At 55.3% G+C, this 25,820-nt stretch carries 25 protein-coding genes; 12 read left to right on the top strand and 13 right to left on the bottom strand.

What is annotated here, in order from left to right; translation table 11 throughout:
* Window positions 1-180: 180 nt before the first annotated feature.
* Window positions 181-1,656 (bottom strand): glucose-6-phosphate dehydrogenase, encoded by a 1,476-nt coding sequence (gene zwf, locus Q1L34_RS09080; RefSeq protein ID WP_004863999.1) that lies wholly within the window; start codon window positions 1,654-1,656, stop codon window positions 181-183.
* A gap of 319 nt (window positions 1,657-1,975) precedes the next feature.
* Between zwf and Q1L34_RS09075 the strand changes: the two genes are divergently transcribed.
* Both Q1L34_RS09075 and pyk read left to right on the top strand, forming a co-directional pair.
* Window positions 1,976-2,881 (top strand): MurR/RpiR family transcriptional regulator, encoded by a 906-nt coding sequence (locus Q1L34_RS09075; RefSeq protein ID WP_160873290.1) that lies wholly within the window; start codon window positions 1,976-1,978, stop codon window positions 2,879-2,881.
* A gap of 126 nt (window positions 2,882-3,007) precedes the next feature.
* The gene (gene pyk / locus Q1L34_RS09070) at window positions 3,008-4,450 is read left to right on the top strand and encodes a pyruvate kinase (protein ID WP_004864005.1); all 1,443 of its coding nucleotides are present in this window, start codon (window positions 3,008-3,010) and stop codon (window positions 4,448-4,450) included.
* A gap of 64 nt (window positions 4,451-4,514) precedes the next feature.
* On the opposite strand, the gene Q1L34_RS09065 is transcribed toward pyk, so the two are convergent.
* Window positions 4,515-5,849 (bottom strand): 2-hydroxycarboxylate transporter family protein, encoded by a 1,335-nt coding sequence (locus Q1L34_RS09065; protein WP_004864007.1) that lies wholly within the window; start codon window positions 5,847-5,849, stop codon window positions 4,515-4,517.
* 427 nt (window positions 5,850-6,276) lie between these two features.
* Between Q1L34_RS09065 and Q1L34_RS09060 the strand changes: the two genes are divergently transcribed.
* From Q1L34_RS09060 to dcuR, 3 genes are all read left to right on the top strand, one after another.
* The gene (locus Q1L34_RS09060) at window positions 6,277-7,224 is read left to right on the top strand and encodes an AEC family transporter (RefSeq protein ID WP_004864011.1); all 948 of its coding nucleotides are present in this window, start codon (window positions 6,277-6,279) and stop codon (window positions 7,222-7,224) included.
* A 72-nt stretch (window positions 7,225-7,296) separates the two neighbouring features.
* Window positions 7,297-8,982 carry an NAD-dependent malic enzyme gene (locus Q1L34_RS09055; RefSeq protein WP_327204465.1) on the top strand — a complete coding sequence of 562 codons (1,686 nt, stop codon included), beginning with the start codon at window positions 7,297-7,299 and terminating at the stop codon, window positions 8,980-8,982.
* 79 nt (window positions 8,983-9,061) lie between these two features.
* Complete coding sequence (gene dcuR, locus Q1L34_RS09050; RefSeq protein WP_099843842.1) at window positions 9,062-9,778, top strand: two-component system response regulator DcuR; 717 nt, start codon at window positions 9,062-9,064, stop codon at window positions 9,776-9,778.
* A gap of 55 nt (window positions 9,779-9,833) precedes the next feature.
* Here the strand turns inward: dcuR and lpxM are convergent, their stop codons facing one another.
* From lpxM to znuA, 3 genes are all read right to left on the bottom strand, one after another.
* Window positions 9,834-10,808 carry a lauroyl-Kdo(2)-lipid IV(A) myristoyltransferase gene (gene lpxM / locus Q1L34_RS09045; protein WP_004864019.1) on the bottom strand — a complete coding sequence of 325 codons (975 nt, stop codon included), beginning with the start codon at window positions 10,806-10,808 and terminating at the stop codon, window positions 9,834-9,836.
* Between the two features lie 176 nt (window positions 10,809-10,984).
* Window positions 10,985-12,304, bottom strand: a complete 1,320-nt coding sequence (gene mepM, locus Q1L34_RS09040) for a murein DD-endopeptidase MepM (protein ID WP_004864022.1) — start codon at window positions 12,302-12,304, stop codon at window positions 10,985-10,987.
* A 15-nt stretch (window positions 12,305-12,319) separates the two neighbouring features.
* Entirely contained in the window at window positions 12,320-13,264 is a 945-nt protein-coding gene (znuA, locus tag Q1L34_RS09035) for a zinc ABC transporter substrate-binding protein ZnuA (RefSeq protein ID WP_032717095.1), read from the bottom strand.
* 78 nt (window positions 13,265-13,342) lie between these two features.
* On the opposite strand from znuA, the gene znuC reads away from it, so the two are divergent.
* Window positions 13,343-14,095: a zinc ABC transporter ATP-binding protein ZnuC gene (gene znuC, locus Q1L34_RS09030; RefSeq protein ID WP_004864029.1), complete on the top strand. Its 753-nt coding sequence runs from the start codon at window positions 13,343-13,345 to the stop codon at window positions 14,093-14,095.
* Window positions 14,095-14,880 (top strand): zinc ABC transporter permease subunit ZnuB, encoded by a 786-nt coding sequence (gene znuB / locus Q1L34_RS09025; protein WP_004864032.1) that lies wholly within the window; start codon window positions 14,095-14,097, stop codon window positions 14,878-14,880. Before znuC ends, znuB begins: the two co-directional genes overlap by 1 nt.
* Before the next feature lie 93 nt (window positions 14,881-14,973).
* Here the strand turns inward: znuB and ruvB are convergent, their stop codons facing one another.
* The 6 genes from ruvB to aspS all read right to left on the bottom strand — a co-directional run bounded on the left by ruvB (window position 14,974) and on the right by aspS (window position 20,277).
* Window positions 14,974-15,984, bottom strand: a complete 1,011-nt coding sequence (gene ruvB, locus Q1L34_RS09020) for a Holliday junction branch migration DNA helicase RuvB (protein WP_004864035.1) — start codon at window positions 15,982-15,984, stop codon at window positions 14,974-14,976.
* 8 nt (window positions 15,985-15,992) lie between these two features.
* Complete coding sequence (ruvA, locus tag Q1L34_RS09015; RefSeq protein WP_327204464.1) at window positions 15,993-16,604, bottom strand: Holliday junction branch migration protein RuvA; 612 nt, start codon at window positions 16,602-16,604, stop codon at window positions 15,993-15,995.
* Window positions 16,605-16,683: 79 nt separating this feature from the next.
* The gene (ruvC, locus tag Q1L34_RS09010) at window positions 16,684-17,205 is read right to left on the bottom strand and encodes a crossover junction endodeoxyribonuclease RuvC (protein WP_004864044.1); all 522 of its coding nucleotides are present in this window, start codon (window positions 17,203-17,205) and stop codon (window positions 16,684-16,686) included.
* Window positions 17,206-17,242: 37 nt separating this feature from the next.
* A complete protein-coding gene (locus Q1L34_RS09005; RefSeq protein ID WP_004864047.1) occupies window positions 17,243-17,983 on the bottom strand; it encodes a YebC/PmpR family DNA-binding transcriptional regulator in 741 nt (246 codons plus the stop codon).
* A gap of 61 nt (window positions 17,984-18,044) precedes the next feature.
* Complete coding sequence (nudB, locus tag Q1L34_RS09000; protein WP_004864050.1) at window positions 18,045-18,488, bottom strand: dihydroneopterin triphosphate diphosphatase; 444 nt, start codon at window positions 18,486-18,488, stop codon at window positions 18,045-18,047.
* Window position 18,489: 1 nt separating this feature from the next.
* A complete protein-coding gene (aspS, locus tag Q1L34_RS08995) occupies window positions 18,490-20,277 on the bottom strand; it encodes an aspartate--tRNA ligase (RefSeq protein ID WP_044347114.1) in 1,788 nt (595 codons plus the stop codon).
* A 268-nt stretch (window positions 20,278-20,545) separates the two neighbouring features.
* On the opposite strand from aspS, the gene Q1L34_RS08990 reads away from it, so the two are divergent.
* Genes Q1L34_RS08990 through cmoB form a run of 5 tightly spaced genes read left to right on the top strand, consistent with a single transcriptional unit; the run spans window position 20,546 to window position 24,169 of the window.
* Window positions 20,546-21,112, top strand: a complete 567-nt coding sequence (locus Q1L34_RS08990; RefSeq protein ID WP_004864056.1) for a hydrolase — start codon at window positions 20,546-20,548, stop codon at window positions 21,110-21,112.
* A complete protein-coding gene (locus tag Q1L34_RS08985) occupies window positions 21,109-21,927 on the top strand; it encodes a DUF72 domain-containing protein (RefSeq protein ID WP_004864059.1) in 819 nt (272 codons plus the stop codon). Before Q1L34_RS08990 ends, Q1L34_RS08985 begins: the two co-directional genes overlap by 4 nt.
* Window positions 21,928-21,980: 53 nt before the next feature.
* The gene (locus tag Q1L34_RS08980) at window positions 21,981-22,376 is read left to right on the top strand and encodes an MAPEG family protein (RefSeq protein WP_004864064.1); all 396 of its coding nucleotides are present in this window, start codon (window positions 21,981-21,983) and stop codon (window positions 22,374-22,376) included.
* Window positions 22,377-22,415: 39 nt separating this feature from the next.
* A complete protein-coding gene (gene cmoA, locus Q1L34_RS08975) occupies window positions 22,416-23,159 on the top strand; it encodes a carboxy-S-adenosyl-L-methionine synthase CmoA (protein ID WP_004864067.1) in 744 nt (247 codons plus the stop codon).
* The gene (cmoB, locus tag Q1L34_RS08970; RefSeq protein WP_088402063.1) at window positions 23,156-24,169 is read left to right on the top strand and encodes a tRNA 5-methoxyuridine(34)/uridine 5-oxyacetic acid(34) synthase CmoB; all 1,014 of its coding nucleotides are present in this window, start codon (window positions 23,156-23,158) and stop codon (window positions 24,167-24,169) included. The genes cmoA and cmoB overlap by 4 nt, the downstream gene beginning before the upstream one ends.
* Before the next feature lie 88 nt (window positions 24,170-24,257).
* On the opposite strand, the gene cutC is transcribed toward cmoB, so the two are convergent.
* Together cutC and Q1L34_RS08960 are read right to left on the bottom strand one after the other, a co-directional pair.
* A complete protein-coding gene (cutC, locus tag Q1L34_RS08965; RefSeq protein WP_004864073.1) occupies window positions 24,258-25,001 on the bottom strand; it encodes a copper homeostasis protein CutC in 744 nt (247 codons plus the stop codon).
* 75 nt (window positions 25,002-25,076) lie between these two features.
* The gene (locus tag Q1L34_RS08960; RefSeq protein WP_032717090.1) at window positions 25,077-25,646 is read right to left on the bottom strand and encodes a VOC family protein; all 570 of its coding nucleotides are present in this window, start codon (window positions 25,644-25,646) and stop codon (window positions 25,077-25,079) included.
* Window positions 25,647-25,820: the final 174 nt, after the last annotated feature.

Raw genomic sequence — 25,820 nt, 5'->3', positions numbered from 1 at the left:
GCAACTTCTTAGAAGGTGAAAGGCACCAACACTGCAGCTCAGCGGCAAAATATCTATCCGCAGTGTAATAAAAAAAGCCCCGGGGGTGAATCCTCCCGGGGCTTAAAAGAGCAAAAATTATGCGACTTGCTGCGTCAGATCATGTTACCGGTAAAATAACTCCTCCGGATAACCCGCAAACTATTCAAATTCGTTCCAGGAACGACCGTCGCGGGTGATCATCGCCACAGAGGCGACCGGCCCCCAGGTACCTGCCTGATAGGGCTTCGGCGCATCGCGGTCGGCAGCCCAGGCTTCAGTAATGGAGTCAACCCACTTCCACGCCTCTTCGACTTCATCACGACGCACGAACAGCGCCTGGATACCGCGCATGGTTTCCAGCAGCAGACGTTCATAGGCATCCGCCAGGTGAGTCTGGTTGAAGGTCTCCGAATAGCTCAGATCCAGCTTGGTTATCTGCAGATTGTGTTTGTGGTCAAGGCCCGGCACTTTGTTGAGGACCTGAATATCCACGCCCTCATCCGGCTGCAGACGAATCGTCAGCTTGTTCTGCGGCAGCTCCTGCCAGTTCTCTTTAAACAGGTTCAGCTCCGGGGTTTTGAAATACACCACCACTTCAGAACATTTGGTCGGCAGGCGTTTACCGGTACGCAGGTAGAACGGCACGCCGGCCCAGCGCCAGTTATCGATATCGACGCGGATAGCCACAAAGGTCTCGGTATTGCTGGATTTGTTCGCCCCCTCTTCTTCGAGGTAGCCCGGGACTTTTTTACCCTGGGCGAAGCCGGCGGTGTACTGGCCGCGGACCGTTTTCTCACGCACGTTGGAGCGGTCGATACGGCGCAGCGACTTCAGCACTTTTACTTTTTCGTCACGAATACTGTCGGCACTGAGGTCTGACGGCGGCGACATCGCGATCATGCACAGGATCTGCAGCAGATGGTTCTGGATCATGTCGCGCATTTGCCCGGCCTGATCGAAGTAACCCCAGCGACCTTCGATACCCACTTCTTCCGCTACGGTGATTTCAACGTGGTCGATCGTGCGGCAGTCCCAGTTATTGACAAACAGGGAGTTCGCAAAGCGCAGCGCCAGCAGGTTGAGCACCGTTTCTTTGCCGAGGTAATGGTCGATACGGTAAACCTGGCACTCTTCGAAGAATTCGCCGACCTGATCGTTGATCTCGCGGGAGGTATCCAGAGAGGTACCCAGCGGTTTCTCCATCACCACGCGCGCAGGTTTGGCGTTCAGTTTCGCCTGGCCGAGGCCTTTGCAAATGGCGCCAAAAGTGCTCGGCGGCATGGCAAAGTAGTTGATGGTGACGCGGTTTTCCTGATCCAGCATTTTGCCCAAACGGGAAAACGCTTTGGTATCGTTCACATCGAGGTTACAAAAATCCAGACGTCCGCTCAGGGTTTCCCACAAACCTTCATCAATCTTTTCCTTCATGAAGGTTTCAAGCGCTTCACGGACGACTTTGGTGTAAGCATCTTTATCCCAGTCAGCACGTCCGACCCCGATGATCCGGGTCTCAGGGTTGATCTGGCCAGCTTTTTCGAGCTGATACAGGGAAGGCAACAATTTACGACGCGCCAGGTCACCCTTCGCGCCGAAAATGACCAGATCGCATGCCTGGGCCGTTTGCGTTACCGCCATGTCATTCTCCTCAGTTGATAGTCTGGTGCTTATGCCAGGCTATATTTGTAATTTTCTTACACTGCACTGTACTGTGTTTACGAACTTCCCGAAACCCTCAGGCCGCCATTCCCGACGCTAAACCGCACGCGGAGAAAAGTTCCGGCGACTATTTGGGCAAACGGCTAAACTTGTTCGTTCTTTCGACCGGTTTTAAGTTAATAAAATACGACTCTGATCATGTAATGAAAAAAAACAACATTTTTTAACGTCATTCCTCCCCGCTTAGCGTAACGGAGGGGTATATTCTTGCTAAAACGCCTGATGATTTCATCCATTAATGAAATCGCTTCCACTGATGAGCGCTCCGTTACCCATGAACATGCTGGAAAAAATCCAGTCCCGGCTGGAACACCTTAGCAAATCCGAACGCAAAGTGGCGGAAGTCATTCTTGCTACGCCTGCTCAGGCAATTCATTCAAGCATTGCGGCCCTGGCGCTGGAAGCTGGCGTCAGCGAACCGACCGTTAACCGTTTTTGCCGGAGTCTGGAAACCCGCGGCTTTCCTGATTTTAAACTTCACCTGGCACAAAGCCTGGCACACGGTACTCTCTATGTTAACCGCAATGTCGATGAAGACGACAGCGTAGAGTCCTATACGGGGAAGATTTTCGAGTCAGCCATGGCCAGTTTAGATCAGGTCCACCACTCTCTCGATATGTCAGCGGTTAATCGTGCCGTCGACCTTCTGACCCAGGCCAAGAAAATTGCCTTCTTTGGCCTCGGCTCCTCGGCAGCCGTCGCGCATGACGCCATGAACAAATTTTTCCGTTTTAACGTTCCGGTTATCTACTCCGACGACATTGTCCTGCAACGCATGAGCTGTATGAATTGCAATGATGATGACGTTGTCGTGATTATCTCACATACTGGCCGGACGAAAAGCCAGGTCGAACTGGCGCAGCTGGCGCGTGAAAACGATGCCATGGTCATCGCCATCACGTCGGCGGGTACCCCGCTGGCGCGAGAGGCAACCTTGTCGATTACGCTTGATGTCCCCGAAGATACGGATATCTATATGCCCATGGTTTCACGTCTTGCTCAGCTGACGGTAATAGATGTGCTGGCCACCGGTTTTACCCTCCGTCGAGGAGCGAAATTCAGAGATAACTTGAAGAGGGTCAAGGAAGCATTGAAGGAATCGCGTTTTGATAAAGAGCTGCCTGTACACAGCGACAACCCATAAAACTTGATAATTAGGTAGTGACCCATTACACCTTCGGTAACGTTCCGGCAGAGCGACATTGCTGACCGGCACCGCCGATTCCATGTTCACGCAACACCAAAGTTGTTTTAGTCAACGGAGTATTACATGTCCAGAAGGCTTCGCAGAACCAAAATCGTAACGACCTTAGGCCCGGCAACCGATCGTGATAACAACCTTGAAAAGGTGATCGCCGCAGGCGCTAACGTGGTACGTATGAACTTCTCTCACGGTACCCCGGAAGATCATCAGATTCGCGCGGATAAAGTCCGTCAGATCGCGGCAAAACTGGGCCGTCATGTGGCCATCCTCGGCGATCTGCAAGGCCCCAAAATTCGCGTATCCACCTTCAAAGAAGGCAAAATTTTCCTTAATATCGGCGACAAATTCCTGCTTGATGCAGAGCTGGGCAAAGGCGAAGGCGACAAAGAGAAAGTCGGTATTGATTATAAAGGCCTGCCGGCGGATGTCGTGCCAGGCGATATCCTGCTGCTGGACGATGGCCGCGTACAGCTGAAAGTCATCGAAGTTAAGGGTCTGAAAGTGTTCACCGAAGTCACCGTCGGCGGACCGCTGTCAAACAATAAAGGTATCAACAAACTGGGTGGCGGCCTGTCCGCCGAAGCGCTGACTGAGAAAGACAAGGCTGACATCGTCACCGCGGCGAAAATCGGCGTTGATTACCTGGCCGTCTCCTTCCCACGCTGTGGCGAAGACCTGAACTATGCCCGCCGCCTGGCGCGCGAAGCCGGCTGCGATGCGAAGATCGTCGCGAAAGTTGAGCGTGCGGAAGCGGTTTGCGATCAGGACGCAATGGACGACGTAATTCTGGCCTCTGACGTGGTGATGGTTGCCCGTGGCGACCTTGGCGTTGAAATCGGCGACCCGGAGCTGGTGGGGATCCAGAAAGCCCTGATTCGCCGCGCTCGTCAGCTGAACCGTTCGGTCATCACCGCGACTCAGATGATGGAGTCGATGATTACTAACCCGATGCCAACCCGCGCGGAAGTCATGGACGTCGCTAACGCCGTCCTCGACGGTACCGATGCCGTGATGCTCTCAGCGGAAACCGCCGCCGGTCAGTATCCGTCAGAAACCGTGGCCGCTATGGCGCGCGTCTGTCTGGGCGCCGAAAAAATCCCAAGCCTCAACGTCTCCAAACATCGTCTGGATATCCAGTTCGATAACGTTGAAGAGGCGATTGCCATGTCAGCGATGTATGCGGCGAACCACCTGAAAGGCGTCACCGCGATCATCACCATGACCGAGTCCGGTCGTACCGCGCTGATGACTTCACGCATTAGCTCTGGCCTGCCCATTTTCGCCCTCTCCCGCCATGAACGTACGCTGAACCTGACCGCCTTGTATCGCGGCGTGACGCCGGTTCACTTCGACAGCACCAACGACGGCGTCGCTGCGGCGCACGATGCGGTGAATCTGCTGCGTGATAAAGGCTATCTGGTCTCCGGTGACCTCGTTATCGTGACCCAGGGTGACGTGATGAGCACCATCGGCAGCACTAACACCACGCGTATTCTGACCGTCGAGTAATACCGACCTCGTGGTGAACGCCCAACCTGCCAGCATCATGCTGGCAGGTTTTTTTTATCCGTAATCAGACAATCCAGCTCAGCAGCAACGTCGCGGCAATCACCGTTGAGGCGCCGCCAATACGGGTGGCAATCTGTGCAAACGGCATCAGCGACATGCGATTCGATGCCGAGAGTATCGCCACATCCCCGGTGCCGCCCAGCCCACTGTGGCAGCTGGTCACAATCGCCGCTTCAACAGGATACATATTCAGCCGGGAAGCGATGAAAAATCCGCTTAACGCCATGGCAATCACGATGGAACCGCAAACCACGACGTAGCCAATCGAGAAGACGGAAACCACGCTCTCCAGAGGGACATACAGCATCCCAAGGCCGATCATCAGCGGCCAGACGAGAGCTGCGGACACAAATTTGTAGCAGCTATGCGCCCCCAGCTCCATCGCTGCGGGGATAATTTTGGTGTATTTGCACAGAACGGCGGCCAGAATCATCAATACCGGTCCCGGGATGTGCAGCACTTTCTCCAGCAGCCCGCCAACGATGAAAAATGCGCAGATCATTAGCAGCCCGGCCCCCATCAGCTGGAAATCGGTGGGCTGCCCTCCCTGAGACTGCGAGAAAACGTGGTTATCATCATGGCTGCGAATTAACATGCCATCGCCGGACAGCGCCGGGCGGCGGACGCCCAGGCGAGCCAGAAAGCCTGCGCAGATAATGGCGAAGATATTCCCCACCACCGCAGCTGGCGCCAGCTGTGCCACATACACGTCCGGCGTTTGCCCGAGGATCGCAGAATATGCCAGCGACAGCGGCAGGATCCCTTCCCCAATACCGCCGCCGATAATCGGCACAATAATAAAGAAAAAGGTATGGTACATGCTGTAGCCAAACAGGCTTCCCACCAGCAGCCCCGTCGCGATCGCCGCTCCGGTCCCCACAACCAGCGGAACGAACATACGCACCATTCCCTGGATAAGAATGGTTCTGTTCATTCCCAGAATACTGCCAACCACCAGACAGGCGATGACAAAATAGAGTAAATTGGCCTCTTTCATCAACAGATGCACGGTGCCCAGAGTGTGGGGATCAAATACCCCGAAATAGACCAGTACCGACGGCATCATCAGACACAAAATGGCCGGGCCGCCGATATCTTTAAGCACCGGCACCATTCGCCCGATTTTGGCCAGCGCGAATCCCAGGGTCATAATGACCGCCAGCCCGCCAATCATGTTCTTTGGCAACAGTCCCGCCATTGATGAGACGGCGACAATCATTGCAATACCGACAAACAGCGTTAAAGGTACGGCGCCGACATCAACGTTGGATAAGAACCGCGGAGTTTGCCCACTCGAGTGCGTTTGTTCTACCGGATGGTTGAGTGAATTATTTTTCATGTTTCACCTGAATTGTGATAGATGGCGTAGGATCGAGGCGCAATATTAAAATTGCGCAGTCAAATAAAAATAAAAAGAAACAAAAAATGAAGAAGCATTCGAATTAAAACCACGTAAACGGTAGCACAGGAATTTTCGCTAAAAAAGAAAACAACGTTCTCCGTTCACGACTTTGTGACTGAGTTAGAAACTCCCTTTTAAGTAATTTAAATTATTACGCCGTAGTTAAAGTTATTGGTTACGACATTGCTTTATCGACAGCCATGAAAAACAAGGAGTTAATCTCCGCACCGCTATTTGTAAGTAAAGTTCCCAAGGCGAAATTATTTAAATACCCGCCATTGTGATTTCAATCACCTTTCATTCCATAGGGGATCGTTAGATTAAAAACCACAAGCAACCCTACACCCTATTTTCAGGATAATTTATGCCTACGCTGCTATTGCAATCATTGTTCCCATTAGTTTTTATCATGTTACTCGGTTGGCTCAGCGGTAAGTTAGGCTATACCCGTCGTGAAGATGCTTCGGTGTTAGCCACCGTGGTCATTCGGTTTGCTCTGCCCTTCCATCTTTTTATTGGCGCGTTAAATACCAACCCGGATAAAATTAAAAACTTCGCCTTTATGGCCGTATTAGTGATTGGCCTGATGGGGTCTTATTTCCTTACTCTGCTGATCTCGCGCTACGTATTCCGCCATGACATCAAAACCAGCGCGATCCAGTCCCTGGTGTGCGCATTTCCTGATATGGCCTATTTCGGTGCGCCGGTCCTTGCCGTCCTGATTGGACCCGAAGGCTTTCTGGGTGTGCTTATCGGCAACTTAATCACCAGCGTGTTCATGATTCCCCTGACGATAATCCTGATTCGGATGGGCGATAAACATGCCGCTGGCGATAGCGAGGAGATTCATGCTGGTAAGCTGATTGTGCAAAACCTGCTGAAAGCCATAAGAAATCCAATCGTCTGGATCCCTATCTCAGGGGTGCTGCTGAGCCTTGCTGGCGTACAGCTTCCCCATATGCTCAGCATGCCGATTGAAATGGTCGGGAAAATTGCCGGCGGCCTGTCGCTGTTTGCTCTTGGCCTGCTGTTTTATGGCGAACGCCCGACGGTTAATATTCAGACCTGCACCAACATCAGTATTAAAAATCTGATTCAGCCCGCCATGATGGCCGCGGCAGGCCTGGCTTTTGGTCTTAGCCACACGCTGATGCAGCAGGTCATTATCATTGGCGCAACCCCTTCAGCCATCGCCGCCGGTATGTTTGCACTGCGCAGCGATACGTATATTGAGCCGGCCTCATCCTCTATTTTACTCGGCACCGCCATTGGCGTGGTCACCGAAGGGATCATGATTTATTTAATTTCTTAATTACCGTCTCAGGGCAACATTTCTATCAAGTTAAAACCTGTTTTTATTTAAACAATGTTCAGGAGTCATCAAATGTTAGTCAAAGAAACATTATATACCCCTTATAATGGCGCAGTCCTGCTGGAAAATCCGCTGTTAAATAAAGGGCTCGCATTTACCGAGGGGGAAAGAACGGCGTTTAATCTCCAGGGATTGCTTCCGCATAATGTTGAAACTATCGAAGAACAAACGGAGCGCGCGTGGAAGCAGTTCAGTGAATTTAAGCGCGATATTTCCCGGCATATCTATCTGCGGAATATTCAGGATACTAACGAGACACTATTTTATCATTTACTGCGCCGTCATATGAAAGAGATGCTGCCGGTGATTTATACGCCAACCGTCGGAGAAGCCTGCGAACACTTCTCTGAAATTTATCGTCGCGGCCGCGGCCTGTTTATTTCCTGGCCTAACCGCCATCACATTGACGAGATGCTGCAGGGCTTCTCGCGCAACGATATTCAGGTGATCGTCGTCACCGACGGCGAGCGTATTCTTGGTCTGGGCGATCAGGGCATCGGCGGGATGGGTATTCCGATCGGTAAACTCTCGTTGTATACCGCCTGCGGCGGCATTCATCCCGCCGCGACGCTGCCAGTGATGCTGGACGTCGGGACCAACAATGCGAAGCTCCTTGAAGACCCGCTGTATATGGGCTGGCGTCATCCGCGCATTAACGACGATCAGTATATGGAGTTTATGGATATGTTTGTCGATGCGGTAAAACGTCGCTGGCCGCATGTCCTGCTGCAATTCGAAGATTTTGCCCAGAAGAATGCCAGCCGCCTGCTTAATCGCTATCGCAACCAGCTGTGCTGTTTCAACGATGATATCCAGGGAACCGCTGCCGTCACGACAGGTACGCTGATTGCCGCCGCCGCGGTGGCAGGTATCCGTATGCGCGACCAGCGCGTTGTCTTCCTCGGCGGCGGTTCCGCCGGCTGCGGTATTGCTGAAAAAATTATTGCGCTGATGGTTGATGATGGTTTGTCGGAGGAAGAGGCCCGCAGCAAAGTCTTCATGGTCGATCGTTTTGGTTTACTGACCGATGAGATGCCCAATCTGCTCGATTTTCAGCAACGCCTCGTGACGCCGCGGGACACTACTGCCCACTGGGATGTCACGTCTGCCAACCTGTCGTTGATGGATGTCGTGCGCAATGTGCACCCGACCGTGCTCATTGGCGTATCCGGCCAGCCGGGTCTGTTCAGCGAAGAGATTATCAAAGAGATGCACCGCCACTGCCCGCGGCCAATCGTGATGCCGCTCTCTAACCCAACTTCCCGCGCCGAAGCGCAGCCGAAAGAGTTGCTTGAATGGACTCAGGGTAACGCGCTGATCGCCACCGGCAGCCCGTTTGAACCGGTGTTCTGTCAAGGTGCGACTTACGATATCGCTCAGTGCAACAACGCCTATATTTTCCCGGGACTGGGGCTAGGCATCCTGGCGACCAAAGCAGAACGCGTCACCGAAGCCATGCTGATTACCTGCAGTAAAACGCTGGCGGCGCACTCGCCGTTAGCCACAACCGGAAAAGGCGGATTATTACCCCCGGTAGAAGAGATTGAGATGATTTCCCGGGCCATTGCCCTTGATGTCGCTCTGGTGGCCCAGGCCGAAGGCGTCGCCGCAAAACTCAGCGAGGAAGAGCTGATCGCGAATATTGATAAAACCTTCTGGCACGCGCGTTACACCTCCTATAAGCGTTCATCGCTATAGCGACACGTCTCTTCATTAATCCTGCGGGAAGCATCGAGGCGTCGACTCCCCTGCTTCCCGATAGTCAAAGGAACCACGCATGTTCAATGTGCTTATTGTGGATGATGATTCGATGGTTGCGGAGCTGAACCGGCTGTTTATCAGCAGGGTCGCCGACTTTCGCTGCTGCGGTATCGCCTCAACGCTGGCGGAAGCTGAGCAGATGCTGAACCATTTGCCACCGATCGATTTGGTTCTGCTGGATGTGTACATGCAGCGAGAGAACGGGCTGGATCTGCTGCCCACCCTGCGTACGAGCGCCCGCAGCATCGATGCGATCATGATTACTTCCGCCGCCGATGCGGCAACCGTCCAGACGGCAATGCGCTATGGCGTGGTTGATTATTTAATTAAACCGTTTCAGTTCCCGCGCTTTGAAGAGGCGCTGCTGACATGGCGTAAACGACGCGAGCTGCAGCGCGCCAAATCCCGCTACGAGCAGTCCGATGTTGACGATTTACTGCGCAGCGGTATTCAGCGCCCGGATAACGCCCGCCGCTTACCTAAGGGATTAACGCCGCAAACGCTGCGCCTGGTATGCCAATGGATCGATACCCATCAGGAGAGTGCCTTCTCGACAAATGAGATCGCCATCGCGCTGCAAATCTCCAGAGTTTCGTGTCGTAAATATTTAATCTGGCTAGAAAAAACGGGGATTCTCTTCACCAATAACCACTATGGTCTCACCGGCAGACCGGAATACCGCTATCGGTTGATTAGCGAACATATCGCTTTACTCAGACAATACAGCCAATGAACCCGACAGGTTCATTGGCTCTCTTTTGCTACGTCGGTGCAGGAACAGGCGGGCGCTATTTCTTTTTCGGGAAGAGCTCTTTGCGCTTATAAGGCTCGATTTCCCCCGGTTTACGCGTCTTCAGCAACTTGAGGATCCAGGTATATTGCTCGGTATGCGGCTTGACGAAAATCTCGACCTCTTCGTTCATCCGCCGCGCGATCGTGCGATCATCGGCGTCCAGCAGGTCATCCATCGGCGGACGCACCAGCACCGTCAGACGATGAGTTTTCCCATCATAGACCGGAAACAGCGGCACTACGCGCGCACGGCAGACTTTCATCAGCCGGCCAATCGCCGGCAGGGTGGCTTTATAGGTCGCGAAGAAATCGACGAATTCGCTGTGCTCGGCGCCGTGATCCTGGTCGGGCAAATAGTAGCCCCAGTAGCCCTGGCGGACCGACTGGATAAACGGTTTAATGCCATCGTTACGCGCGTGCATGCGCCCGCCAAAGCGACGTCTGACGGTATTCCACACGTAGTCGAAGACCGGATTCCCCTGGTTATGGAACATTGCCGCCATTTTCTGACCGCCCGAGGCCATCAACATGGCTGGAATATCCACCCCCCAGGCGTGCGGCACCAGGAAGATCACCTTTTCGTTATTGCGCTGCATCTCTTCGATGATCTCTTTGCCCTGCCAGTCGACGCGGGAAAGAATATGAGCAGGATCCCGCAGACCCAGCTCGGCCATCATGACCATCGCCTGCGGTGCCGACATATACATTTCATCGATAATTGCCTCGCGCTCCTGCTCGCTCTTTTCCGGGAAGCAGTACAGCAGGTTTATCTGCGCACGCCGGCGCGAGCTTTTCGCCAGACGACCCACCGCCCGTCCCAGTTTACCGAGGATCGGATCGCGAAAAGAGGGAGGCGTCAGAGCGATACCGGCAAACGCAAAAACCCCCAGCCAGGCGCCCCAGTAGCGCGGGAGTAAAAAGGATTTTTCAAACTTTGGAATAAACTCAATATTATTTTTTTTCGTTTCCATGCCCAGTCCACAGCCGTACTGCATAAAAAAGATAATGGGGTAATCCCGTCAAACCGCAAGTTGCAGCCTCAGAAGCCGTAAGACGACTTATTGTGGGTATAGTTTAGCGATACGACGGGGAACCTACAAAAGAAAAAGCCGGCGCGCGACAGGCACCGGCTTGCATTGACATCCTGCTAGTCAAACCGCAGCTGCGGGATGACCTCTTTGACCTGCGCCAGATAATCGGTGCGATCGGAACCGCTCAACCCTTCGGTACGCGGCAGTTTCGCCGTTAATGGGTTCACGGCCTGTTGGTTAATCCACACTTCGTAGTGCAGATGCGGACCGGTAGAACGGCCGGTGTTACCCGACAGCGCAATACGATCGCCGCGCTTCACTTTCTGCCCCGGTTTCACCAGCAGTTTACGCAGGTGCATATAGCGAGTGGTATAGGTGCGACCATGGCGTACGGCCACATAGTATCCCGCCGCGCCGCTGCGCTTAGCGACCACGACTTCACCATCGCCGACCGCAAGAACCGGCGTCCCCTGCGGCATAGCAAAATCGACGCCGCGGTGCGGCGCCACGCGCCCGGTCACCGGATTCAGGCGACGCGGATTAAAGTTCGAAGAGACGCGGAACTGGCGCGCCGTCGGGAAGCGCATAAAGCCCTTCGCCAGACCGGTACCGTTACGATCGTAGAACTTACCGTCTTCCGCACGAATCGCGTAGTAATCCTTGCCTTCTGAACGCAAACGCACGCCCAGCAGCTGGCTCTGTTCCCGTTTACCGTCAAGCATTTCGCGCGACATCAGTACCGAGAACTCATCGCCTTTTTTCAGCTTGCGGAAGTCCATCTGCCACTGCATCGCTCGGATCACCGCGCTGACTTCCGTACTGGTTAACCCGGCTTCACGAGCGCTGGCAACAAAGCTGGCGCCCACGGTGCCTTTCAACACGTTGTTGACCCAATCCCCTTTCTGCAGCTCGCTGCTCATTTTAAAGCCGTTCGCAACCCGGGTATAGGTGCGGGTTTCACGGCGCGACATTTCCCATGTCAGACTTTGCAAATCCCCCTCTGCCGTTAAGGTCCACGAGAGCTGTTGACCAATTTTCAGGTTTCGCAACTCTTTGTCGGCTGAGGAGAGCTGGGCGATATCGCCCATATCGATGCCGTACTGGTTGAGGATGCTGCTCAGCGTATCGCCAGTGGAGACCACATATTCGTGGCCGCCTGACTCACTGTCGGCTTTATCATCCAGTTCATCCTGAGGAATGGCTTCTTCTTCCTGCGGCGCCTGGTCGATAGGTTCGGAGGCTTCCGGCAGCAGAGAGCGGATTTCGCTTTTTTCCAGCTCAATCGTCCTGACGATAGGGGCGGATTCTGGATGGTAGATATAGGGTCGCCAGACGGCGACCGCTAATGTCAGAACGCTCAACGACCCCAGCATGACGCGGTGAGGTCGTGGCAAATTGTTGAATGCCTGAGTGACAGCGCGGGCTATCTGTTGCACGTATTCACTTCCTCGTTAATCTCCTTTCAGGCAGCTCGAATACTGTTTCGCCAGTTGGTCGAGGAACTGCGGGTAACTTTCTTTACCCAGCTTAATCCCGGTACCGAGAGGGTCCAGAGTCCCCATGCGCACAGAGGTGCCCCTGGCAACAGCTTCTATAACGGCTGGCCTGAACTGTGGCTCAGCAAAAACGCACGTTGCTTTTTGCTCAACCAGCTGTGTTCTGATTTCGTGTAAACGCTGCGCACCGGGCTGTATTTCAGGGTTTACGGTAAAATGCCCCAGAGAGGTCAGACCGTAGTGTTTTTCAAAGTAGCCATAGGCATCATGAAAAACGAAATACCCTTTTCCTTTCAGCGGTGCGAGCTCGTTACTCACCTGCTTATCGGTTGAGGCTAATTTTGCCTCAAATTCTTTCAGGTTAGCGTCAAGTTTGGCTCGACTCTGCGGCATAAGTTCCAATAATTTATCGTGGATTGCAACCGCTGAAAGCCGCGCTATCTCTGGGGATAACCACAGATGCATATTGTAAACACCATGATGGTGATCGCCGTCACTATTTTCACCTGCGGCGTGTTCGTGGCCATGATCGTCATCGTCGTCATCCGCCCCTTTCATGAGCAGCGGTTTCACGCCGGCAAGCTCAGCGATGGTCACCTTTTTATTCGACGCAATGCTTTGCGTTGACTTGTCCATGAACGCTTCCATCTCTGGACCAATCCAGACCACTAAGTCTGCGTTCTGTAAGCGTTTTGCATCGGAAGGACGCAGTGAATAATCATGCTCTGAGGCACCGTCAGGCAGGAGCACCTGGGTCTCCGTGACCCCATCCGCGATAGCGGAAGCGATAAAGCCTAAGGGTTTCATTGAGGTAACCACGGCAGCATTCGCCGTAGAGGTCTGAGCGAACAAAAAAACGGCGCTAAGTCCAGCGCAAAGAAGCGTATTTTTATGTAACATAATGCGTCTAGTCATCGTAATGAATGAGAAAGATGTGATATTATAACATTCACTCGCTTGTGCAACCCCTAATTTGACATGACAAATCTTGTAACTCTCGAAAACGTCTCGGTCGCCTTCGGCCAACGACGCGTACTGTCTGACATTTCGCTGACGCTAAAGCCCGGCAAAATTTTGACCTTACTCGGCCCTAATGGCGCAGGCAAATCCACGCTCGTGCGGGTGGTTCTTGGACTGGTAGCACCGAGTGACGGTGTTATCAAGCGCGAGAACAATCTGCGGATTGGCTACGTCCCGCAAAAACTGCATCTGGATGCCACGATGCCGCTGACCGTCAGCCGGTTCATGCGCTTACGTCCCGGCACCCGCAAGCAGGACATCCTGCCGGCGCTGAAACGTGTCCAGGCCGGGCACCTGATTGAAGCGCCGATGCAAAAACTCTCCGGTGGCGAAACCCAGCGCGTGCTGCTGGCCCGGGCCCTGCTGAACCAGCCGCAGCTGCTGGTGCTGGATGAACCCACGCAGGGCGTCGACGTTAACGGGCAGGTTGCCCTGTACGATCTGATAAACCAGCTGCGCCAGGAGCTTGATTGCTCGGTGCTGATGGTCTCCCACGACCTGCATCTGGTGATGGCAAAAACCGATGAGGTGCTGTGCCTGAATCAACATATTTGCTGTTCCGGCACCCCGGAAGTGGTCTCCACGCATCCGCAGTTTATCTCGATGTTTGGCCAGCGTGGGGCGGAACAGCTGGGAATCTATCGTCACCATCATAATCACCGCCATGACCTGCAGGGGCGGATCGTACTGCGTAGGGGAAATGAGCGCTGATGATTGAACTTCTGTTACCCGGCTGGCTGGCCGGGATGATGCTTGCCTGTGCGGCAGGCCCGCTCGGGTCGTTTGTGGTCTGGCGCCGGATGTCCTATTTCGGCGATACCTTAGCGCATGCCTCTTTGCTTGGCGTGGCCTTCGGGCTGTTGCTTAACGTCAATCCGTTTTATGCGGTGATCGCCGTGACCTTAATGCTGGCAGGCGGTCTGGTGTGGCTGGAAAAACGTCCGCATCTGGCGCTCGATACCTTATTGGGGATTATGGCGCACAGTGCGCTGTCGCTTGGTCTGGTGGTGGTTAGCCTGATGTCGAATATTCGCGTCGACCTGATGGCCTATCTGTTTGGCGATTTACTGGCGGTAACGCCGGAAGATTTGATCTCTATCGCCATTGGCGTGGTGATTGTGCTGGCTATCCTGCTCTGGCAGTGGCGCAACCTGCTGTCGATGACCATCAGCCCCGATCTGGCGTTTGTCGATGGCGTGAAGCTGCAGCGGGTGAAACTGCTGTTAATGCTGGTCACCGCGCTGACCATTGGCGTCGCCATGAAGTTCGTCGGCGCGTTGATTATTACCTCGCTGCTGATCATTCCTGCCGCCACGGCGCGCCGCTTTGCCCGTACGCCGGAGCAGATGGCCGCCGCTGCCGTTGGTGTGGGGATTATCGCGGTGACCGGTGGACTGACCTTCTCGGCGTTTTACGACACCCCCGCCGGCCCGTCCGTGGTGCTGTGCGCCGCGCTGCTGTTTATCTTCAGCATGATGAAAAAATCGGCCGCCTGAGCCGCGCCCTCTTCCCCGGTCGCGGCGAGTTGACCGGGGTCCTCATCCCTGCCCTGCCGGAACAAGCTCACCGCTCATCTGCCGGCAGCCAGGTTACGGCATTGCCGGCGGCGTAATACCGAAGTGATTCCAGGCGCGTACCGTCGCCATACGCCCACGCGGCGTACGCTGCAAAAAGCCTTGCTGGATCAGATACGGTTCCAGAACATCTTCGATAGTTTCCCGCTCTTCGCCAATCGCCGCCGCCAGGTTATCCAGGCCGACGGGGCCGCCGAAGAATTTATCGATGACCGCCAGCAGAAGTTTGCGGTCCATATAGTCGAACCCTTCCGCATCAACATTCAGCATGTCCAGCGCCTGAGCGGCAATCTCCAGCGAAATGGTGCCATCATGGCGCACTTCGGCAAAGTCACGTACCCGGCGCAGCAGGCGGTTGGCGATACGCGGCGTGCCGCGCGCGCGGCGGGCCACCTCCAGCGCACCTTCGTCGCTCATTTCCAGCCCCATAAAGCGCGCGCTGCGGCTGACGATATGCTGCAGGTCAGGAACCTGGTAAAACTCGAGGCGCTGTACAATCCCGAAACGGTCACGCAGCGGCGAAGTTAATGACCCCGCGCGCGTCGTGGCGCCAATCAGGGTAAACGGCGGCAGATCGATTTTGATCGACCGCGCCGCAGGCCCTTCGCCGATCATAATATCCAGCTGATAGTCTTCCATTGCCGGATACAGCACCTCTTCCACTACCGGCGAGAGGCGGTGTATTTCATCAATAAACAGCACATCGTGGGGTTCGAGGTTGGTGAGCATGGCGGCCAGGTCACCCGCCTTCTCAAGCACCGGACCGGAGGTGGTTCGCAGGTTGACGCCCATCTCATTGGCGACGATGTTTGCCAGCGTCGTCTTTCCCAGCCCCGGTGGACCAAAGATCAGCAGGTGATCGAGCGCGTCCCCGCGCAGCTTTGCCGCCTGGATAAAAATCTCCATTTGCGAACGCACCTGCGGTTGACCGACATACTCTGCCAGCAATTTCGGGCGGATTGCGCGGTCGGCCGTCTCTTCAAACCCGGCGCTGTCTGCCGATACCAGCCTGTCTGCTTCAATCATCCCTTACCTCACAACGCGGCGCGGAGCGCTTCGCGAATTAGCATTTCACTGTTGGCATCCGGGCGAGCGATTTTACTCACCATCCGGCTGGCCTCCTGAGGTTTATAGCCCAGCGCCACCAGCGCAGCAACCGCTTCCTGCTCCGCATCGTCATCAGACGGACCCGCCGGTGAAGTCAGCACCAGATCCGTCGCCGGCGTAAACAGATCGCCGTGCAGACCTTTGAACCGGTCTTTCATTTCAACAATCAGACGCTCAGCGGTTTTCTTACCGATACCCGGCAGTTTCACCAGGGCAGCCAGCTCCTCGCGCTCTATGGCGTTAACAAACTGCTGCGCCGACATACCGGAGAGGATCGCCAGCGCCAGCTTTGGCCCGACGCCGTTGGTTTTAATCAGCTCTTTGAACAGGGTGCGTTCCTGCTTGTTATTAAAACCATAGAGCAGCTGCGCATCTTCGCGAACGACAAAATGGGTAAAAACGATGGCCTCGTTGCCCACATCCGGCAGTTCATAAAAACAGGTCATTGGCATATGTACTTCATAGCCCACGCCTCCCGTTTCCAGTAATACAAGCGGGGGTTGTTTTTCGAGAACGATGCCTCTGAGTCTGCCTATCACATGGAGCTCCTGCGTTAAGGGCTAAAGTATCTGCGGTATCATAAAAAAAGGCTGGATGAATATCCAGCCTGATTTGACGTTATCGTAAGCGCCCACGCGCCAGATTGAGCCGCGTCTCGCTGATCTGAGCCGCGTTCTGACTGACGTGGCAGTGGGTAATGGCGATAGCCAGCGCATCCGCCGCGTCCGCCTGGGGGTTGGCGGGAAGCTTAAGCAGCGTGCGCACCATGTGCTGCACCTGGCTTTTTTCCGCGCTGCCGATGCCGACAACGGTTTGCTTAACCTGCCTCGCGGCATACTCGAACACCGGCAGGTCCTGATTCGTCGCCGCGACAATCGCCACGCCGCGCGCCTGCCCCAGCTTCAGCGCCGAGTCGGCGTTTTTCGCCATAAACACCTGCTCGATGGCGAAATAGTCCGGCTGAAACTGGGTGATAATTTCCGTCACGCCTGCGTAAATCAGCTTCAGGCGCGACGGTAAATCGTCGACTTTGGTCCGAATACAGCCGCTGCCAAGATAGCTCAGCTGCCGCCCGACCTGACGAATAACGCCATAACCGGTAATGCGTGACCCCGGGTCAATGCCGAGAATAATGGCCATCACGCACCTCCGGTTAGTGATTTAACGGTCAGCAACATTAGAGCGTTGCGGCGACCTCATCAGAGATCTCGCCGTTATGATACACTTCCTGCACGTCGTCGCAGTCTTCCAGCATATCGATCAGACGCAGCAGTTTGGGTGCCGTTTCCGCATCCATATCCGCCTTGGTCGAAGGAATCATGGAGACTTCAGCCGCATCAGCCTTCAGGCCAGCCGCTTCCAGCGCATCGCGCACCGCGCCCATCTCTTCCCACGCGGTATACACGTCAATCGCGCCGTCGTCATAGGTCACAACGTCTTCCGCGCCAGCTTCCAGCGCGGCTTCCATGATCACGTCTTCGTCGCCGGCTTCAAAAGAGATGACCCCTTTTTTGCTGAACAGATAGGCTACGGAGCCATCGGTGCCGAGGTTGCCGCCGGTTTTGCTGAAGGCATGGCGCACTTCGGCAACGGTACGGTTGCGGTTGTCGCTCAGGCATTCAACCATGACCGCGGTGCCGCCAGGGCCGTAACCTTCATAAATGATGGTTTCCATGTTCGCGTCATCATCGCCGCCAACGCCACGGGCGATAGCACGGTTCAGGGTGTCGCGGGTCATGTTGTTGGACAGTGCTTTATCTACTGCCGCACGCAAACGCGGGTTAGAAGCGACATCGCCGCCGCCCAGACGCGCAGCGGTAACCAGCTCACGAATGATTTTAGTAAAGATCTTACCGCGCTTGGCATCCTGTGCCGCTTTGCGGTGTTTGGTGTTGGCCCATTTACTATGACCTGCCATAAAAAACTCTCCAAAAATGCCTGCTTCCCGCAGCCTTTCGACCTGCAAATGGCTGGGAAGACTAGTCGGCGTTAATTACAAATTCTTCAATCGCCTGCCGGTTACTCCACGACTTGGTCAGGGCGGCGGCTTCTGCCGCATTGACCCAGCGGTAATCCAGATGTTCCGTAAAGACAATCTGGCGTTCATGAGGGAGCGCAAGACAGAACCAAAATTCCGTATTGCGCTCAACGCCCGGCGCGTAGCGATGACGTAAATGAGAAAAAATCTCGAAATCCACCGTGCGCTGACAGTCCATTAAGGTCAGCTGCTCATGAGCAACATCAATCGCGACCTCTTCCTTTACTTCACGCACGGCGGCTTGCGCTGCAGTCTCCCCCGCTTCCAGGCTGCCGGTTACCGACTGCCAGAAAGCGGGATCGTCGCGTCGCTGCAACATCAGCACCCGCTTCGTGTCTTCGGCATAAATGACCACCAGAACGGAAACGGGAAGCTTGAATGACATCTTACTTATTCTCCGGAGACTCTTTTGTCTCTTTCGCCACAACCTGAATACCTAACTCACCCAGGGATGTCGGGTTAGCAAAGCTCGGCGCTTCGGTCATCAGACAGGCCGCGGCGGTCGTTTTCGGGAAGGCAATAACGTCACGGATATTATCGGTACCGGTCAGCAGCATGGTCAGACGGTCAAGACCGAAGGCCAGACCCGCGTGCGGCGGCGTACCGTACTTCAGCGCGTCCAGCAGGAAGCCGAATTTTTCACGCTGTTCCTGTTCGTTGATGCCCAGAATACCGAAGACGGTCTGCTGCATGTCGCCATTGTGGATACGGACGGAACCGCCGCCCACTTCATACCCGTTGATCACCATATCGTAGGCGTTAGCGATCGCCGTTTCCGGCGCGGTTTTCAGTTCATCCGCAGTCATGTCTTTCGGCGAAGTGAACGGGTGGTGCATCGCGGTCAGACCGCCTTCACCATCATCTTCGAACATCGGGAAGTCGATAACCCACAGCGGCGCCCATTTGGTTTCGTCGGTCAGGCTCAGGTCTTTACCCAGCTTCAGACGCAGCGCACCCAGCGCATCGGCAACCACTTTCTTATTGTCCGCGCCGAAGAAAATCATGTCGCCATCCTGGGCGCCGGTGCGCTCAAGAATGGCGTCGACGATCTCTGCGTTGAGGAATTTCGCTACCGGGCTGTTGATGCCTTCGAGACCTTTCGCACGCTCGTTGACTTTCATGTACGCCAGGCCTTTCGCGCCATAGATCTGGACGAACTTGCCATACTCATCAATTTGTTTACGGGTCAGCGCAGCGCCACCCGGTACGCGCAGCGCAGCGACGCGCCCTTTGGCATCATTGGCCGGGCCGGAGAAGACGGCAAACTCTACGGCTTTCACCAGGTCGGCAATATCGACCAGCTCCATCGGGTTACGCAGATCCGGCTTATCGGAACCGAAGCGGCGCTCGGCTTCCGCAAAGGTCATCACCGGGAATTTGCCCAGGTCGACGCCTTTCACGTCCAGCCACAGCTGGTGAACCAGCTCTTCCATGACTTCACGCACCTGCGGCGCGGTCATAAAGGAGGTTTCCACATCGATCTGGGTGAATTCCGGCTGGCGGTCTGCACGCAGGTCTTCGTCACGGAAGCATTTCACTATCTGATAGTAACGGTCAAAGCCGGACATCATCAGCAGCTGTTTAAACAGCTGAGGAGACTGCGGCAGCGCGTAGAATTTGCCTTTGTGAACGCGGCTCGGCACCAGATAGTCGCGCGCGCCTTCCGGGGTCGCTTTGGTCAGCATCGGGGTTTCGATATCGAGGAAACCGTGATCGTCCATAAAGCGGCGCACGAAGCTGGTGATTTTCGCACGGGTTTTCAGACGCTGAGCCATTTCCGGACGACGCAGGTCCAGGTAACGGTATTTCAGACGCGCTTCTTCGGTGTTGACGTGATTGGAGTCAAGCGGCAGCGCTTCTGCACGGTTGATGATCGTCAGCGAAGAGGCCAGCACTTCGATGTCGCCCGTAGCCATCTCGCTGTTGACGTTTTTTTCGTCGCGTGCACGCACGGTACCGGTGATTTGGATGCAAAACTCATTGCGCAGTTCGGAAGCCAGCTTTAACGCCTCCGCACGATCCGGATCGAAAAACACCTGCACGATGCCTTCGCGGTCACGCATATCAATGAAGATAAGGCTACCAAGATCACGACGACGGTTGACCCAACCACACAGAGTCACCTGCTGCCCCACGTGGGACAGACGTAGCTGTCCGCAATATTCTGTACGCATGAGATATCCCTTAACTTAGCCGCAGGCGGATTGTTGCCTGCCTCGCAGGCGACGGAGTCGCAGCTTTAGCTGAATGTCACAACTGAATGAAAAAAGGCGGTCATTATAATAGAATTTCCGCCGCACGATAAGCCCGATGCAGTTTGTACGTTGCTTTGCTGTACGCTTATTGCCTGTGCTCACAAAAATTAACAAAAATTGTTACCCATGAGCCGGATCGGCAACGGTATTGTAACGGTCAAACCACAGAAGAAGATACGGGGATACCATGTTAGAACTCAATGCGAAAAAAACTGCGCTCGTTGTCATCGATCTGCAAGAGGGTATTTTGCCCTTCGCCGGTGGGCCGCATCGTGCCGATGACGTGGTAACGCGCGCGGCCCGTCTGGCTGAAAAGTGCCGTCAGCAAGGCTCGCCGGTCATCATGGTCCGCGTTGGCTGGTCCGCTGATTTTGCCGAAGCGCTAAAGCAACCGGTTGACGCGCAGGCCGGCGGGCACGCGCTGCCGGATAACTGGTGGACCTACCCGCAGGCGCTGGGCAAACAGGACGGCGATATCGAAGTCACCAAACGCCAGTGGGGCGCCTTCTATGGTACCGACCTCGAGCTGCAGCTACGTCGTCGCGGTGTTGATACCCTTATTCTCTGCGGCATCTCCACCAACATCGGCGTTGAATCCACCGCGCGTAATGCCTGGGAGCTGGGCTTCAACCTGGTTATCGTCGAAGACGCCTGCAGCGCCGCCTCTGCCGAGCAGCACCAGGGCAGCATGACGCATATTTTCCCGCGCATCGCCCGCGTGCGCAGCACCGAGGACGTCCTCGCCGCCTTATGATTTATATCGGGCTCCCGCAATGGTCGCACCCGAAGTGGGTGCGTCTGGGCATCACCAGCCTTGCAGACTATGCTCGCCACTTTAACTGCGTGGAGGGTAATACGACCCTTTACGCCCTGCCGAAGGCGGAGATTGTCGCCCGCTGGTATGAGCAAACTCACGATAATTTTCGCTTCTGCTTTAAATTTCCGGCCACCATTTCGCATCAGGCCGCTCTGCGCCATTGCGACGACCTGAGCCACGAGTTTTTTACTCGTCTGGCGCCGCTGGAAACGCGTATTGGCCAGTACTGGCTGCAGCTGCCCGCCACCTTTGGCCCCGGAGACCTCCCTGCCCTGTGGCACTTTCTCGATACGCTGCCGACCCAATTCACCTATGGCGTCGAAGTACGGCATCCAGAGTTTTTCGCCAAAGGGGACGCCGAAAAGGCGCTCAATCGCGGGCTGCATCAACGTCACGTGAATCGCGCCATCCTCGACAGCCGCCCGGTGCATAGCGCCATCGCGCGAAATCCGGCCATGATCGACGCCCAGCGTAAAAAACCCAAACTTCCGGTTCATGCCGTGGTCACGGCGGGGAATCCGCTGGTTCGCTTTATCGGCAGCGACGACATGGCCCACAATCACCGGCTGTTTGGCGTCTGGCTGCAGACCTTACCCCAATGGAGCCAGTCGACAACGCCCTATTTATTTCTCCACACCCCGGACATCGCGCAGGCCCCGGAGCTGGTCAGCACGCTGTGGGAAGATTTGCGCCGGGTGATGCCAGAGGTCGGGACCGCACCGTCAATTCCGCAGCAAACCGCGCTTTTCTGATATCCTGCTATGCTAATCGGAGCCATCTGAAAGAGTGAAAGGGAGTTTTTTGTATGGTCAGCGCGCTGTACGCGGTGTTGGGTGCGTTATTGCTAATTAAGTTTTCTTTTGATGTTGTACGTCTGCGCACGCAATACCACGTCGGGTATGGTGACGGAGGGTTTAGCGAGCTGCAGGTTGCTATCCGCGTGCACGGCAACGCCGTTGAGTATGTCCCCATTGGCATCATCCTGCTGCTGTTTATGGAGATGAATGGCGCGCAGAACTGGATGGTGCACGTCTGCGGTATTTTGCTGATTGCCGGACGACTGATGCACTCTTACGGTTTTCACCACCGGCTCTTCAGCTGGCGTCGCTCCGGAATGAGCGCCACCTGGTGCGCCCTGTTGCTGATGGTGCTCGCGAATCTGTGGTATATGCCCTGGGAGTTGGTTTTCTCCTTACATTAGCGCACAATACGCCGTTTTCGTTTTTTCGGGTTTAACGTTATGTCTCACCGCGATACGCTTTTTTCCGCGCCGATTGCCAGCCTCGGCGACTGGACCTTTGATGAACGGGTTGCTGAAGTCTTCCCGGATATGATCCAGCGCTCCGTGCCCGGCTATTCCAATATCATTTCTATGATCGGCATGCTGGCTGAACGCTTCGTTCAGCCCGATACCCAGGTTTATGACCTCGGCTGCTCGCTTGGAGCGGCAACGCTCTCTATCCGGCGTAACATTGCCCACCCTGGCTGCAAAATTGTGGCGGTGGATAACTCTTCGGCAATGGTCGAACGCTGCCGTCGCCACATCGATGCCTATAAAGCGCCGACGCCCGTCGAGGTTGTGGAAGGCGATATTCGTGATATCACCATCGACAACGCCTCCATGGTGGTACTGAACTTTACCATTCAGTTTCTGGCCCCCGATGAACGCCAGGCTATTCTGGATAAGGTTTACCAGGGGCTGAATCCCGGGGGCGCGCTGGTGCTGTCCGAAAAATTCAGTTTCGAAGATGCGCATGTTGGCGAACTGCTGTTCAACATGCATCACGACTTTAAGCGTGCCAACGGCTACAGCGAACTGGAAATCAGCCAGAAGCGCAGCATGCTGGAAAACGTCATGTTGACCGATTCGGTCGAAACGCACAAAGCCCGCCTGCATAAAGCCGGGTTTGAACATGCCGAATTGTGGTTCCAGTGCTTTAACTTTGGTTCACTGGTGGCGGTGAAATCAGAGGAAAAAGCATGATCGATTTCAATCATTTTTATCAACGCATCGCTCTCAGCCCGCTATCTCACTGGCTGGAGACGCTCCCTGCCCAGGTCGCGGCGTGGCAACGGGAAGCTCTGCACGGCAAATTCCGCGAGTGGGAACGGGCCGTAGAGTTTCTGCCGGAGCTGGCCCCGTATCGTCTGGACCTGCTGCATAGCGTCACCGCCGAAAGCGAAGCGCCGCTAAGCGAAGGCCATCGGCTGCGCGTAGAGAACCTGCTGAAAAACCTGATGCCCTGGCGCAAAGGGCCCTACTCGCTTTACGGCGTGAATATCGATACCGAATGGCGTTCTGACTGGAAATGGGAGCGCGTGCTGCCGCATCTGTCCGATCTGACCGGGCGCACGATTCTCGACGTTGGCTGCGGCAGCGGCTACCACATGTGGCGCATGATCGGCGCCGGCGCGCATCTGGCGGTCGGGATTGACCCGACGCAGCTGTTTTTATGCCAGTTTGAAGCGGTGCGTAAGCTGCTGGGTAACGATCAGCGCGCCCACCTGCTGCCGCTGGGCATTGAGCAGCTTCCGGCGCTCAACGCCTTCGATACCGTCTTTTCAATGGGCGTGCTGTACCATCGCCGCTCGCCGCTCGACCATTTATGGCAGCTCAAAGATCAGCTGGTCGACGGTGGCGAACTGGTGCTGGAGACGCTGGTGGTCGAAGGGGATGAGAATAGCGTTCTGGTACCAGGCGACCGCTATGCGCAGATGCGCAACGTCTACTTTATTCCGTCGGCCGCGGCGTTGAAAATGTGGCTGGAGAAGTGCGGATTTGTCGATGTGCGGATTGTCGATGTCTGCGCCACCACCACCGAAGAGCAGCGCCGTACCGAATGGATGATTACGGAGTCGCTGGCTGACTTCCTCGACCCCGAAGACAGCAGTAAAACGCTTGAAGGTTACCCGGCGCCGGTGCGCGCGGTGATCATTGCCAACAAACCTGAGACCCAGCAATCGCTGGCGAAAAAGTCAGCCGGGGGCAAATAAAGGTGAAAAAAAGACCCCTGTTGAAATTGCAGGGGCCTGGTACGGGCAATCATCATATTGGGCGACATGATGTGCAGCAAAAAACGGTTTAACTTCTCTGCGCAGAAATGATTTGCTTCATTTCTGCCACCGCTACGCCATTAACGGCATAGCGTGAATATTCATCTGCGTCGGCATCGGCGGACATCGATAATCCGGAATGACGGAAGCGCATTGGCGATGGCACCCAGTGTCCGGCCGAGCTGTGGACCTCTTTGACACCTGCCTGAAGAAACTTCGCCAGGTTGGCCGCTCGAACACCTGCACCAGCCATAATGGTTGGAGTATCCCCCAGGGCAATAAGTTCCGTAATTAATGAAAGACCTTTTTCAGCGCTGGCCTGCTGACCCGATGTCAGGATACGGGCAACGCCGAAATCGGCCAGCGTGCGATAAGCCTGATACGGATCCGCACACATATCAAAAGCCCGGTGGAACGTGACCGCCAGCGAACCGGCCGCCGCCATAATTTTTTGCATGCGCGCGGTATCGACCCGACCATCCACATCTAACACCCCGATGACCACGCCGGGAAAACCCAGCTCCCTGACCGTCGCCACATCGTCGAGCATCGCCGCAAACTCGCTTTCGGTGTAGCAAAAATCACCGCCGCGCGGGCGAATAATCGGATGCACCGGAATGGTCACCGTTTCGCGTACTGTTTTCAGCACGCCCAGCGACGGGGTTAATCCCCCTTCATGCGGCGCGGCGCAGAGCTCAATGCGATCGGCTCCACAGCGCTGCGCCTCTTGCGCACAGGCCATGCTATAACAGCAGACTTCCAGTAGCGTCATTTCCTTCTCCTTTACGCTGCGGGCAACACAGCATGTCATGATTTATCCGTTCAAAAACCGCGTCGCTTCACACTGTTACGCATCAGATTGTTCGCTGGCGACAATTTGCTCAATTGACCACGGGTGAAATTTAATCGTGACGCGGCCATCCGTCACCGCCAGGGTCGGGTTTGGCAGCCGTTCGCGCTCTCCTTTCGGCGAGCTGGTTTTGACAAAAATCCCCGGCTGACTCAATCCCTCATCAGACAGCAGCGCCAGCGCGCGAGCATTGAGCGCATCCGGCTCGCCCGGCAGCACAATCTCAACGTGCTCCCATCCTTCATGCGGATAGCGTTTCTCGCCCGGCCACGGCAGCTCAACCACGCTGAAACGCCAGTGGGCCACCGAAACCGGCTCATCCAGTTTGAACAGGCAGATAGGTCGACCGTTGATCGTGTTTTCCGACAGCAGCGTGCCGCATTGTTCAAAACCGCGACGCCAGCGCTCTGCCGTGGCGTTTTGGTGGCAGCGCAGGGAAATATGGTCGGCATCCAGCGGCGCGATATCCAACCCAAGTCGGTCGGCCAGCCCGCTTAGCGCGTCGGTGAAACGCGGCAGATCCGCGGAAATATCGTTAAGCTCATCAATTTGCTGCCAGTTTGCCATACTGCACCTCAATGCACGTCAAAGGGGGGTAATTTAGCGTGTTTCCCGGCGGCGACCAACCGGGAATCTTCTGTGGGGTTCGCCGAGTGGCTATTCATTAAGCGTGCTGCCCGGCAACGCGCGCACGGTGCTGACGCATGGGCGCAAATGCAGTATACTCCTGCCCTAATTTGT

This window comes from Klebsiella ornithinolytica, assembly GCF_030505655.1.
GTDB lineage: Bacteria > Pseudomonadota > Gammaproteobacteria > Enterobacterales > Enterobacteriaceae > Klebsiella > Klebsiella ornithinolytica.
Note: the sequence above shows the minus strand (reverse complement) of the source record. Positions and strands in the feature narration are given on the sequence as shown.

Coding starts and splice junctions, on each gene's coding strand:
- zwf (WP_004863999.1), bottom strand. CDS start 1,656: ATGGCGGTAACGCAAACGGCCCAGGCATGCGATCTGGTCATTTTCGGC.
- Q1L34_RS09075 (WP_160873290.1), top strand. CDS start 1,976: ATGAAATCGCTTCCACTGATGAGCGCTCCGTTACCCATGAACATGCTG.
- pyk (WP_004864005.1), top strand. CDS start 3,008: ATGTCCAGAAGGCTTCGCAGAACCAAAATCGTAACGACCTTAGGCCCG.
- Q1L34_RS09065 (WP_004864007.1), bottom strand. CDS start 5,849: ATGAAAAATAATTCACTCAACCATCCGGTAGAACAAACGCACTCGAGT.
- Q1L34_RS09060 (WP_004864011.1), top strand. CDS start 6,277: ATGCCTACGCTGCTATTGCAATCATTGTTCCCATTAGTTTTTATCATG.
- Q1L34_RS09055 (WP_327204465.1), top strand. CDS start 7,297: ATGTTAGTCAAAGAAACATTATATACCCCTTATAATGGCGCAGTCCTG.
- dcuR (WP_099843842.1), top strand. CDS start 9,062: ATGTTCAATGTGCTTATTGTGGATGATGATTCGATGGTTGCGGAGCTG.
- lpxM (WP_004864019.1), bottom strand. CDS start 10,808: ATGGAAACGAAAAAAAATAATATTGAGTTTATTCCAAAGTTTGAAAAA.
- znuA (WP_032717095.1), bottom strand. CDS start 13,264: ATGTTACATAAAAATACGCTTCTTTGCGCTGGACTTAGCGCCGTTTTT.
- znuC (WP_004864029.1), top strand. CDS start 13,343: ATGACAAATCTTGTAACTCTCGAAAACGTCTCGGTCGCCTTCGGCCAA.
- znuB (WP_004864032.1), top strand. CDS start 14,095: ATGATTGAACTTCTGTTACCCGGCTGGCTGGCCGGGATGATGCTTGCC.
- ruvB (WP_004864035.1), bottom strand. CDS start 15,984: ATGATTGAAGCAGACAGGCTGGTATCGGCAGACAGCGCCGGGTTTGAA.
- ruvC (WP_004864044.1), bottom strand. CDS start 17,205: ATGGCCATTATTCTCGGCATTGACCCGGGGTCACGCATTACCGGTTAT.
- Q1L34_RS09005 (WP_004864047.1), bottom strand. CDS start 17,983: ATGGCAGGTCATAGTAAATGGGCCAACACCAAACACCGCAAAGCGGCA.
- nudB (WP_004864050.1), bottom strand. CDS start 18,488: ATGTCATTCAAGCTTCCCGTTTCCGTTCTGGTGGTCATTTATGCCGAA.
- aspS (WP_044347114.1), bottom strand. CDS start 20,277: ATGCGTACAGAATATTGCGGACAGCTACGTCTGTCCCACGTGGGGCAG.
- Q1L34_RS08990 (WP_004864056.1), top strand. CDS start 20,546: ATGTTAGAACTCAATGCGAAAAAAACTGCGCTCGTTGTCATCGATCTG.
- Q1L34_RS08985 (WP_004864059.1), top strand. CDS start 21,109: ATGATTTATATCGGGCTCCCGCAATGGTCGCACCCGAAGTGGGTGCGT.
- Q1L34_RS08980 (WP_004864064.1), top strand. CDS start 21,981: ATGGTCAGCGCGCTGTACGCGGTGTTGGGTGCGTTATTGCTAATTAAG.
- cmoA (WP_004864067.1), top strand. CDS start 22,416: ATGTCTCACCGCGATACGCTTTTTTCCGCGCCGATTGCCAGCCTCGGC.
- cmoB (WP_088402063.1), top strand. CDS start 23,156: ATGATCGATTTCAATCATTTTTATCAACGCATCGCTCTCAGCCCGCTA.
- cutC (WP_004864073.1), bottom strand. CDS start 25,001: ATGACGCTACTGGAAGTCTGCTGTTATAGCATGGCCTGTGCGCAAGAG.
- Q1L34_RS08960 (WP_032717090.1), bottom strand. CDS start 25,646: ATGGCAAACTGGCAGCAAATTGATGAGCTTAACGATATTTCCGCGGAT.